At 36.3% G+C, this 11,239-nt stretch carries 11 protein-coding genes; 10 read left to right on the forward strand and 1 reads right to left on the reverse strand.

Annotated elements, in window-relative coordinates:
* Window positions 1-147 precede the first annotated feature (147 nt).
* From N3F66_13460 to N3F66_13485, 6 genes are all read left to right on the forward strand, one after another.
* Window positions 148-1,098 carry a 2-dehydropantoate 2-reductase gene (locus N3F66_13460; protein ID MCX8125151.1) on the forward strand — a complete coding sequence of 317 codons (951 nt, stop codon included), beginning with the start codon at window positions 148-150 and terminating at the stop codon, window positions 1,096-1,098.
* A gap of 212 nt (window positions 1,099-1,310) precedes the next feature.
* Window positions 1,311-2,054 (forward strand): UPF0149 family protein, encoded by a 744-nt coding sequence (locus N3F66_13465; protein MCX8125152.1) that lies wholly within the window; start codon window positions 1,311-1,313, stop codon window positions 2,052-2,054.
* Window positions 2,055-2,056: 2 nt separating this feature from the next.
* Window positions 2,057-3,208, forward strand: a complete 1,152-nt coding sequence (locus tag N3F66_13470; GenBank protein ID MCX8125153.1) for a M23 family metallopeptidase — start codon at window positions 2,057-2,059, stop codon at window positions 3,206-3,208.
* Window positions 3,201-4,367, forward strand: coding sequence for an MFS transporter (locus N3F66_13475; protein ID MCX8125154.1), 1,167 nt, complete (start codon window positions 3,201-3,203; stop codon window positions 4,365-4,367). The genes N3F66_13470 and N3F66_13475 overlap by 8 nt, the downstream gene beginning before the upstream one ends.
* A 108-nt stretch (window positions 4,368-4,475) precedes the next feature.
* Window positions 4,476-4,838, forward strand: coding sequence for a hypothetical protein (locus tag N3F66_13480; GenBank protein MCX8125155.1), 363 nt, complete (start codon window positions 4,476-4,478; stop codon window positions 4,836-4,838).
* Window positions 4,839-4,878: 40 nt separating this feature from the next.
* Window positions 4,879-5,649, forward strand: coding sequence for an exodeoxyribonuclease III (locus N3F66_13485; GenBank protein ID MCX8125156.1), 771 nt, complete (start codon window positions 4,879-4,881; stop codon window positions 5,647-5,649).
* A gap of 572 nt (window positions 5,650-6,221) precedes the next feature.
* On the opposite strand, the gene N3F66_13490 is transcribed toward N3F66_13485, so the two are convergent.
* Window positions 6,222-7,013 carry an SDR family oxidoreductase gene (locus N3F66_13490; protein MCX8125157.1) on the reverse strand — a complete coding sequence of 264 codons (792 nt, stop codon included), beginning with the start codon at window positions 7,011-7,013 and terminating at the stop codon, window positions 6,222-6,224.
* 100 nt (window positions 7,014-7,113) lie between these two features.
* Between N3F66_13490 and N3F66_13495 the strand changes: the two genes are divergently transcribed.
* The 4 genes from N3F66_13495 to N3F66_13510 all read left to right on the forward strand — a co-directional run.
* Complete coding sequence (locus N3F66_13495; protein MCX8125158.1) at window positions 7,114-8,094, forward strand: hypothetical protein; 981 nt, start codon at window positions 7,114-7,116, stop codon at window positions 8,092-8,094.
* A gap of 219 nt (window positions 8,095-8,313) precedes the next feature.
* Window positions 8,314-8,496 carry a zinc ribbon domain-containing protein gene (locus N3F66_13500; protein ID MCX8125159.1) on the forward strand — a complete coding sequence of 61 codons (183 nt, stop codon included), beginning with the start codon at window positions 8,314-8,316 and terminating at the stop codon, window positions 8,494-8,496.
* A 401-nt stretch (window positions 8,497-8,897) separates the two neighbouring features.
* The gene (locus N3F66_13505) at window positions 8,898-9,869 is read left to right on the forward strand and encodes an endo alpha-1,4 polygalactosaminidase (GenBank protein ID MCX8125160.1); all 972 of its coding nucleotides are present in this window, start codon (window positions 8,898-8,900) and stop codon (window positions 9,867-9,869) included.
* Window positions 9,870-9,969: 100 nt separating this feature from the next.
* Window positions 9,970-11,239, forward strand: a 1,270-nt coding sequence (locus N3F66_13510; protein MCX8125161.1) for a cache domain-containing protein, incomplete at its 3' end; no start/stop codon positions are given.

Below are 11,239 nucleotides of genomic sequence, written 5' to 3' on the forward strand. Positions count from 1 at the left end.
CTTGCTAAAAGATTGATAATTTTGGGTGTTCATAATTATTCACATTGTAATAAAGAAAAAGTCTTGAAAAAAAGATATGTTTTTACAACGCTTAATAAGTGTGTATACGTTATGGCTTATGCTATTGCAAGGATGTGAGGGTAATAAATGAACATACTAGTCTATGGTGGCGGAGCAGTGGGATTGGGTTTGGCTCAAAGCCTTATTAGAGCTGGCTGTGGGGTAACTATTATTGATGTGGAGCCAACGGTTAGTGCCCTTAGAGAAAAAGGGATAGTGCAAACAGGAGTATTGGGTCAATTTACAATAAAACCTGAACAATTCACCGTCTATGATTGGCTGGAAAATATACCTTCAGCTGATTTTGATTATATATGTGTATGCATAAAATCATATATGTCGCAAACTATCGCACAGCTATTAAAAAAATATGAAAAAAAAATAAGCAGATGCCCCATTATCCTATTTCAGAATGGATGGGGCAATGCGGAAAAGTTTATACAATATTTTGATAAAGAAATAATATTCAATGCACGAGTAATGACAGGATACATAAAGCCAGCATTACATCATGTAGATATAACTGTACATGCTGATTCAATACATATAGGTTCGTTGTATAATGGTGATGTTAATCAGCTTACAGCACTTGCGGAAGCATTGTCAAAAGGTGGAATGCCTGCAGAAGTAACAGAAGAAGTGGCAAAAGATATATGGGCAAAGATGCTGTATAACTGCGCATTGAATCCACTTGGAGCTATCTTTAATGTTCCGTATGGTGATCTGGGTAAATCAGAACATACAAAAGCAATCATGAATGATATATTTTATGAGATATTTGAAACAATGCATAAAGCAGGATACACAACCCATTACAAAAGTGCTGACGAATATATAGAGGTGTTCTATTCAAAATTGTTGCCCACCACCGGTGAGCACCGTTCATCCATGCTGCAGGATATACAGGCAAAACGCAAAACTGAGATAGACGCATTAAACGGAGCAGTTGTTGAGCTTGCAAAGCAACATGGTATAAAAACACCGGTTAATGAAGTAGTAACATCTTTAATTAAATTTATTGAAAATAAATATATGTAATACAATTATAGTACTGATAGTCTATAGGTACAAATTATCATTGTTGATGTGTAAAAACTTAAAATGTTGGTTAAACAGTGTTATTACAAAAAAATAAAAATATCAGGATACACGATGCCAGCTTCTGTTTGTTAAGTAACGATACAGCACTGTAATTAAAATTTTTTTTATTATAATAAATTTATATTTCTTAAAATATTTATGGGGTTTATATGAAAAAAATAGAATTCCTTTCAGAAAAGCAGGAAAAACAATTAAAAAAATATTTACAGCCATCACTTAATAAAGATGTACTCACAATTGATCAATTAGATGGTTTTTTATTTGGTCTTTGTATTTCATCCCCTTTTATTTCTTCAGATGAAATTGTTGCATCAATATTTGGAAGCTCCAGCCCTGTATTTGATTCGTTTGAAGATGTAAGCTCATTCAATGAATGTTTGGTACAAGCACAAAACACATATACGTATGCACTAAATAATAATAAACTGGTATTCCCATTTACTATTGCTGAAAATAATCTTACAGATGAAATGATTCATGCAATTCAGGATTGGTGTTATGGCTTTATACGAGGTATTATACTTGATTATAACGATTGGATGCCACCAGATAAACAAATTCTTGAAACATTGCAAGTAGAAGAAGAACTGATGTATACGTGTTTTTTTGTGATATATATGACGGCATATATACTGTATCCGGATAAATTGCCTCTTAGTAAAGAATTCTTAAAAATGGTAGATGTTGATAAATTTAAAGAAGAACTTACAAAAAATATTTTGGCACTTCCTGATGCTGTAGAAATACTCATACAATATGGAAAACAGGTGCGAGATAACTATCTTAAAAATGGCAAATTGCAGAAAAAAATTGACCAGAATATAAAAATTGGACGCAATGATCCCTGCATCTGTGGCAGCGGTAAGAAATATAAAAAATGCTGTGGTCGTTAACTATGCTAACAACGATTTCTTCATTGCTCACATTTTTACTTATCACAAATTTTGTGCCTACGCGAAGTACGCAAGGTAAAGAATATATAATATGTGGCAACAACACGCAGCAAAAAATATATTATGCTACAAGCAGCAACTTTAGTAAAAACCATAAAGGTGAAAAAGCGCTAGATGATGATGAAGAAACATCGTGGATTTCAAAATTTGGTGGCGAGCAATGGATTGAGATTGATTTTGGTGTAAAGCGTGTTATGACTGATATTGCAATCACTGCAGGCACAAAAGACAATTATAAAACTCTGCGATATTGTATTCTACAGTTTATGTATGATGGCAAGTGGTTTGATTATTCGCGCATAAATTTTTTACAAAAAGACAAAAAGGGTTTATTTGGCAATAGTCGCTATCAACGCACTGTTATAGTGAAATTAAATGGCATTGATGCAAGTACCTTCAGAATTGTTATACCGCAGGATGCTACATTTGATGGTTACGCAGCAATTGCTGAAATAGCAGTATATGCAGGAAGTTCAAAACTACAGTATTACGACAAGCGTTTGTATAATCTTTGCTTCCCAATAAGAAATGGCCTGTTCCCTGAAAATGATTCTGGTTATCCCAATGCGCCACGAGGATATCGTGGTGGAATACATTATGGCCTTGATATATTCTATTACTTTAATGAAGACAATTTTCTTCCAATACCGGTTGATGAAACCACACCGGTTTTGTCATGTGCTGACGGAGTAGTGGTGAGGGCTGACACTGAGTATGTTCCCCCTACTGAGGATGAATGGAAAGAGCTATCGCTCTATTACCAAAAAAATCCAGCAACATTTGTGAAGCGCTCATTTGGCGGAAGGCAAGTATGGATAGACCATAAAAATGGAGTATTGTCTACGTATAATCATCTATCAAAAATAGATGAAAAAATTAAAATTGGTACAATTGTAAAAAAGGGACAACGCATTGGCTGGGTTGGCAACTCAGGATTGCTTGGTGAGGCACAAGGGAAAAAATATGGGCAACATCTTCATTTTGAATTATGGGTGGATGGCATTTATCTGGGGTATAATATGAGTATAAGCGATATTAAACGCTATTTGCGCTGGATATTTGCGCTTCGCGATATGGAGGAATACAATGACTGACATGAAAAAACGCGCGTATCAGTTTATTATTCTTTTTGGCATCATAAGCCTGCTTGGTGACATCATTTACGAAGGTGCGCGAAGTGTCAATGCACAGTATTTAAAAGAGTTAGGTGCAAGTGCGCTGTGGGTTGGCATTATTGCAGGGCTTGGCGAGTTCATTGGATATGCTATACGCCTGGTTTCAGGGTATGTCAGCGATAGGACTAGGGCATACTGGCTGTTTACTTTTGTTGGCTATGGTTTGCTTGTTTCAGTGCCGCTTTTGGCGCTAACGGGTTTATGGCAGGTGGCAGCTCTTTTAATGGTTGCAGAGCGCTTGGGGAAGGCACTGCGAAGCCCCTCAAAGGATACCATCTTATCGCAGGTAACAACACAGGTTGGGCGTGGACTTGGTTTTGGTTTGCATGAGGCAATGGACCAGATTGGCGCTATTGCCGGGCCTTTAATTTTTACTGCAATCTTTGCGTATGTTGTTGATTACAACCTGGGGTATACCATACTGTGGATTCCGTTTGTGCTTCTTATGGCTGTTCTTATAGTTGCACGGTATCTTGTTCCTCATCCAGAAAAGTTTGAAACAGCTAAACCTGCAGACACCCAACCTGATACATTAACCAAAACGTTCTGGCTATATACGGCGTTTTCTGGTTTTGCCATTATTGGTTTTGCAAACTTTCCGGTTATTGCTTATCATTTAAAATCACAAAATATTATGGCAGATATGAGTATACCTTTGCTGTATGCAATTGCAATGGGAGTTGATGCAGTTTTTGCGATAGTTATCGGTAAACTATATGACAGCAAGGGGTTACGGGTACTTATGATCATACCTTTAGCTTCGGCGATAGTTCCGGTATTAGCTTTCAGTTTTAATTGGATTGCAGTGACAATTGGCACTGTGCTGTGGGGACTGGTGATGGCCATACATGAAACAATAATGCGTGCTGCAATAGCTGATCTCACCTCACTTAAAAAACGAGGTACCGGTTATGGTATATTTAATACCGCGTATGGGCTGTGTATGTTCATTGGAGCAAGTGTGATGGGATGGTTATATGAAATCAATATACAATATATTATTATATTTTCTGTAGCAACTGAGCTTATTGCAGTTATACTTTTTATGTATATAATTAAAGCGGTGAAGAGTAAATAATATTATTTCATATTGTAATTTTAGATTGACTTTGTGATAGCAGTATACTACATTGTTGTATAGTAAAGCATTCATTGTTTTTGCACCATTTTTCAAAACAGGTTTATTATGGCATTAGAACAAAAAGATTTTGAACTTATTGAAAATTATTTAAGGGATAATTTACCACGTATATTGGCCCAGCAGAGCCTTGCAAAACCTCCTGTAGTATACGAAATAGAACTTCGTGAGCGAATGGTACGTGTTGAGGAAGAATTGAACCATCAGCGGGAGTTGATGCAAAAAGGCTTTGAATTGATGGAAAAACGATTTGAAATGGTAGACAAACGCTTTGAACTACTTGAAAAGCGTATGGAATTACTTAAAAATAGATTTGATCTTTTATCAAAAAGGCTATTCCAGTTTATGATATGGTCGTTTGGACTGATTGTTTCGGAAACAAGTGTGATCATAGCATTTATAAAGTTATAGTCCTTTCAGCAAATTAAATATAGTTATACCAAAAGCATATATGAAACTTAAACTTATTTCATGGAATATAAATGGAATCAGAGCCGTATACAAAAAAGGCTTTTACCAGTGGTTTGTTACTGAAAAACCGGATATATTATGCCTGCAGGAAACCAAAGCTACAAGGGAACAGTTCCCTGCTGAATTGCAAGATGTTGCAGGGTACCATGCGTATTTTGCTGAGGCAGAAAAAAAGGGATATAGTGGCGTTGCGCTGTATTCAACTATGAAACCACAAGAAATTGAGACTGGATTTGGTATTAAGCGCTTTGATACTGAGGGTCGTATCCTGATAGCATATTATGATGCGTTTGTGCTGTACAACATTTACTTCCCAAATGGCAAAGCTTCAAAAGAACGCTTGCAGTACAAGATGGAATTTTATGATGCATTTTTAGAGCATGCTGAAAATGTGCGTAAAAAAGGCAAAAGCATAGTTATGTGTGGCGATGTGAATACTGCACACACCCAAATAGACCTTGCACGCCCAAAAGAAAATGAAAATGTATCTGGGTTTTTACCCCAAGAGCGTGCGTGGATAGATAAGTTAATTGCGCATGGCTATACTGACACTTTCCGATTGTTTATAAAAGAGGGTGGTCACTATTCGTGGTGGGATTACAAAACAAAGGCACGTGAGCGTAACATAGGCTGGCGTATTGATTACTTTTTTGTGAGCAATGATCTGGTACCCAAGGTTAAGGATGCATTTATCCTAGATAAAGTTGAAGGTTCAGATCATTGTCCTGTTGGATTAATTTTAGAGTTATAGCATTTATATAGATAATGGAAAAAGCAACCGCGCACCTACGTATCAGGGGGACAGTAGTGCTATACCATATGGTAATGTGCGTATGTTGAGTATGGCAACATAACAACGGTAATAGTTAGCCAATCACCGAGGACAGCGCTACTACATTAAGTACAGTTACAACACAGCGCAACGCACAGTGTAGATCAAATACTGAGCAAGGGAATTGTGAGATCGCACTGTACAGGAAGGTATGGTGCGTTAGGATACAGGTGAGGATCTGAATGGAAGCTACTTGGCAGCCTGTCGTGGAAAGGGTAATAATGCATACAGAAATAAACCAGGGGTAAGAGTATGTAAAGGGGAACGGGGACTGGTGCGTGAAACCACCGTTTCATTTTGAAAGAGAATAATTGCTTTGGTGCATGGTATTACGAGGCTAGGATATCAAATTTAATAAAATAGTGATAAATATTTTCAGCAATACATAATTGGATACAATGATATCTCCAAACTCCCTCCTAAAAGCAGAGTATATCAACACATAGATTTGTGTATAAAATTGTAAGAATGATAATCTTTTATTTGCTATACTACATCAAACCTTTATACATTCCCCCATCTATTAGTATTGTTTGTCCGTTGATGTAGCCAGCTTTTTCTGAGGCTAAGAAAGCCACCAGTGAAGCAAATTCTTCTGGCATTCCTATGCGCTGCAACGGTATTTCTGCTGCAAAAGCTGCTAATGCTTTCTCATAGGTGATATTTTCTTGCTGGGCTTTAAGTTCAATAAGTGTTTTGAGGCGATCAGTGAGGATGTATCCCGGAGCTATCGCATTTGCAGTAATATTGTATTTACCGTATTGATTGGCAATGCTTTTTACAAATGCAATAACTCCCACTCGCGATACATTTGAAAGTACTAAATTATCAATGGGCTGTTTTACTGTAATTGAAGTTGATGCAATAATACGGCCATACTTGTGTGTTTGCATGAGGGGAAGAAAGGCATATATAAGGTTAATTGCACTAATGCAATTAAGCTCAATAGCCTTTCGGTAATCATCAGGTGAAAAATTTTGGATAAAACCTGCTGGTGGACCTCCTGCATTTGTAAAGAGTATATCAACTCTGCCATACTCTTTTAGTACTGCATCTTTAAGTTCAGCAATATCATCAGGGTTGGTCACATCGCACGGATATGCAATGACTTTGTTGCCGGTTTGTGACATTATTTCTTCTGCGGTTTTGTGTAATAGGTTACTATCGCGCGAGCATATTACACATAACGCCCCTTCCTTAGATAACTCAGATGCAACGGCTTTTCCTAACCCTTTACTTGCTGCTGTTATAACAGCTATCTTATTTTCAAGGTGCAGGTTCATGGTATCCTCCAGTATAGTATTTTTTATTTGACTTTTTATTATTTTGATACAATAACTCATTGATTGTTTTACATACACATCATTATAGTATGGAGGTTATATGAAGCGTAAAGTTTTTTTTATTGCAATAGTACTTTTTATTATCACATCCCTGACATACTCAATGGATGAAAAAAAAGGGTTGATTTATCAAACATTCAAAGCGTATCCGGGCAAACCCAGCGATGAGTTCACACTGCTGTATCCTCTGGAAGTTACGGGGCCTGGCAAACTGCGTGTATATGTACAGGTAACAAAGGCAAGTCCAAAAACACCTGTGCGTGTAACGTTAGTTGATGTGAGAGCATTTGACAAGGTAGACCCAAATCTGTGGGAAAAATGGATACAAATTGAAGATAAATATGTACCTTCAATAGTGATGTTACGTGCCAAATACTTAAAAAGTCTCTTTGATAATCTGAAGTATAATGTAAAGAAAGTTCTGGGAAAAAAGGATAATCCCCCAAAGTGGTATCATGGCAGTGATAATGCCTTTTTGAATAACAATGCAAGGTTAGAACACATCATAGATGATAAGGAACGCCTTGAAGTGGAAGGGAAATATGTTGTGATTGTAGAAAATGAGAATAATTCTGAAATAGAAGGCACCATACTTATTGATTTCCCGGGTGAAATGTTTGAAGTTGAACGCAGCTTATGGGAGCAGGATGCAAATAAACCCGATTTGCTTGTTAAAGATATATCATTGGCACGAGGTAACCGTATTGTAGTAACGCTAGACAAAGATAAAGGCTGGATGCCGGATGCATTATGGAAACAAACAGGTGACAAGGCGGTGATACTGCGCATTACTGCGGGTGATAAAGTGGTTGAAGCTAAATTACCTGAATTTGATCCCAAGCGTAATTTGAAGTATGGTGAGGTAAATTATACAGTTCCGGATATAACGGTTGCTGAGGAAACAAATGTGACGGTGTTTATTGACGCTACTAATCAAATTGCAGAACGTTCAAAAGCAAACAATAAAAAGACAGTAACATTGAATCCAAAAGAACAGCAAGGTGGTGCCAGGCAAAAATAAATAAACCTCTAATTTCAATTATATTACCGTGAACTCTTATTTAATCGCAGGCGTAACGTAATAATAGCGCCTGCGATTTTTTTTAAACAAGTAATATGTGTGAAATAGAAAAGTTTTTTATTGAAATTTCTGATATTTAAGTATATATTAAATTACTAATATATTAGTATTATTTTGTTTACCATGTAATTATGATATTAGTCAATGAGGTTTTGAATTATGCCAGTCTATGAATTTAAGTGCAATGACTGCAACACAACATTCAGTGAGCTAAGAAAAATGGGTGATACAAAGGCGCCTGAGTGCCCATATTGCCATTCCACAAATACTGAAAAAATATTTTCGGTGTTTGCAAGTGGAAACATAAAAACTTCATGTTCCACAGCCACTGGAGGAGGATGAAGGATTTAATGCTTACCGGTGCGGTAAGCTTTTTTGTTTTAAAGTAAATTCCTTTTTTGAAGACAATTGTATTTTAAACGCTGGCGCTAATTTAAAGAGGCGCCAGCATATTAAACTATATCGCCAATTTATTGGATGCAGAGTATAACCAAAAATTCTTTTTTTATTTGACCACGCATTCATTGTAACATATAATCCTTCCTTATTTTTAGTGTAATAATGTATCAATGACCGACGAAGTGTACACGATTGAGCAATCGTGTACTATGGTTTTTGTGCATAATGTACTTTGCAAAAAGCTTTTTTTTCAACAACTTCAATAATAACTATGCTCTCCCTGCTTAAGGTGAGGGCCTGAGGGTGAGTTTAAAAATGAAATTCTATTTTTGTGGGGTAACTTTATGAAGCGATTCTTTTCCATATTTTTTATAATACTCATAACAACAACGCTGTGCAACGCAAAAGCAGACTATCGACAGAAAATGCGTGAGCTTGTCATTGCAATAAGCAAAGAAGCAAAAAAACACAACCCAGCATTTTACGTGATTGGACAAAACGCCTTGGAGCTAGTTACAATAAATGGAAAACCTAAAGGTAAAGTAGCTATAGACTATATCAATGCATTAGATGGAACTGGAATTGAAGAGCTTTTTTATGGATATGAAAATAAAGATGGAGTAAAAACACCTGAAAAAATCACACAGTATTTTTTATCATATTTGAAAATATTTTCACAGTATAAAAAGCCAGTACTGGTTATTGATTATCCTACAACATTTGAAAAGGCACGTGATTCATACCAAAGGTCATCCAATAAAGGTTTTATATCATTTCAAACCAATAGAGCCTGTTCAATTATTCCATCATGGATGTTTTCAAAAAATGAAGATGCTGTTACGGAGCTATCGCAAGCAAAAAATTTTTTGTATTTGATAAACCCTGAAAAATTTAAAAGCAAGGAAGAATTTATAAAGGCACTATCCTTGACCTGGTACGATGTTTTGATTATTGATGCGTTTTTTTGGGACCAGTTATTTTCAAAAAGTGAAGTGATGGTATTGCAAAAAAAGCCAAATGGTGCACGGCGCCTGGTGCTTGCATATATGTCGGTTGGTGAGGCTGAAGATTATCGCTATTACTGGAAGCATGAATGGAAAAAAAATAAGCCATGGTTTTTAGAAAAAGAAAATCCAGATTGGAAAGGCAACTGGAAAGTACGATATTGGGATACACAGTGGCATAGGATAATATATGGTGCCGGCGATGGTGAAAATTTTATTGACAGCTATATAGGAAAAATTATATATGCAGGCTTTGATGGAGTGTACATGGATGTACTTGATGCGGCTATCTATTTTGAGGAGATGAAATAAAAAAATTGTTGATTTAATAAATTTCAACCTTTAGTGTTTTTATTATATATTATTATATCAACAATAATTTACTTTAATAATTATGTGGCGGAGAGTTTAAATGAAAAAGCTTAATTTAACATTTAAAAATCTGTCAATAAAATATAAGATTATCACTCTTGGTTTGCTCATTATTTTAGTATTTGGGTTGGTAATATTTATATATATTTTGCCATTGGTAGAGAAAGCACTTATAGACAAGAAGAGAGAGAAAATAACTGATATTGTTGAAGCTGCAATTCATATTATTATAGATCTTGATGCTCAGTATAAACAGGGTTTAATGACTCTTGAACAAGCTCAAAAACAGGCTATTTCAATAATAAAAGCTGTGCGTTATGGTCCAGATAGAAAAGATTATTTATGGATTAATGATTTCCAGCCAGTAATGATTATGCATCCATTTCGAAGTGATCTTGATGGAAAAGATATTAGCGGTGTATCTGACCCAAATGGAGTTCATCTTTTTGTAGAGATGGTTAAGGTTTGTAATGAAAAAGGAGAAGGCTTTGTAGATTATATGTGGCAGTATAAGGACCAGGCAAATAAAATTGTACCTAAAATCAGTTTTGTTAAAGCATATAAACCTTGGGGGTGGATAATTGGAACAGGAATATATGTTGAAGATATACGAGAAGCAATTTCTATTTTAAATAGAACATTTATAGTTGTTTTTGCAGTCTTGACTGTTATTACCATAATTGTAACACTGTTAATTGCTAACACAATTTCAAAACCAATAAAAAAAATAATGCATTTTTCTGTACAACTTTCTAAGGGGAATTTATCTGACAGGATAGCATTTGAACAAAATGATGAAATCGGTATTATGGCAAAATCTTTAAATACAGCAGCTGATAATTTAGAGCGTTTGGTTGCTGAGGTGAAAGTAGCGGTAAGCAATTTAACCCAGGCAGTCAATGAGATAGCAAATGGTAATGAAAACCTGTCGCAGCGCACCAGTGAGCAGGCATCATCGCTTGAGGAGATAGCAGCAACAATTGAGGAAGCGACAGCAACCATAAAACAGAATGCCGAGCACGCAACGCGGGCAAATCAGATAGCTGAGAAGACGCGGGATTTAGCAAAGAATGGCAATGAGCTTGTAAATGATGCAGTGGTAGCAATCAATGAGATTAACGCATCAAGCAAGCGCATAGGTGAGATATTAACGCTCATTAATGAGATATCGTTCCAGACTAATTTGCTGGCACTCAACGCTGCAGTTGAGGCAGCACGTGCAGGAGAGCAGGGCAGAGGTTTTGCAGTGGTAGCTGGTGAGGTACGGAATTTAGCGCAGCGCTCAGGCAGTGCAGCCAAAGAGATAGGTG

Source organism: Spirochaetota bacterium, from assembly GCA_026414805.1.
GTDB lineage: Bacteria > Spirochaetota > UBA4802 > UBA4802 > UB4802 > UBA4802.

Bases quoted from the DNA above. Each gene is read 5' to 3' on its own strand.
- N3F66_13475 (MCX8125154.1), top strand. From the start codon at position 3,201: ATGACTGACATGAAAAAACGCGCGTATCAGTTTATTATTCTTTTTGGC.
- N3F66_13500 (MCX8125159.1), top strand. From the start codon at position 8,314: ATGCCAGTCTATGAATTTAAGTGCAATGACTGCAACACAACATTCAGT.
- N3F66_13480 (MCX8125155.1), top strand. From the start codon at position 4,476: ATGGCATTAGAACAAAAAGATTTTGAACTTATTGAAAATTATTTAAGG.
- N3F66_13465 (MCX8125152.1), top strand. From the start codon at position 1,311: ATGAAAAAAATAGAATTCCTTTCAGAAAAGCAGGAAAAACAATTAAAA.
- N3F66_13505 (MCX8125160.1), top strand. From the start codon at position 8,898: ATGAAGCGATTCTTTTCCATATTTTTTATAATACTCATAACAACAACG.
- N3F66_13470 (MCX8125153.1), top strand. From the start codon at position 2,057: ATGCTAACAACGATTTCTTCATTGCTCACATTTTTACTTATCACAAAT.
- N3F66_13460 (MCX8125151.1), top strand. From the start codon at position 148: ATGAACATACTAGTCTATGGTGGCGGAGCAGTGGGATTGGGTTTGGCT.
- N3F66_13485 (MCX8125156.1), top strand. From the start codon at position 4,879: ATGAAACTTAAACTTATTTCATGGAATATAAATGGAATCAGAGCCGTA.
- N3F66_13495 (MCX8125158.1), top strand. From the start codon at position 7,114: ATGAAGCGTAAAGTTTTTTTTATTGCAATAGTACTTTTTATTATCACA.
- N3F66_13490 (MCX8125157.1), bottom strand. From the start codon at position 7,013: ATGAACCTGCACCTTGAAAATAAGATAGCTGTTATAACAGCAGCAAGT.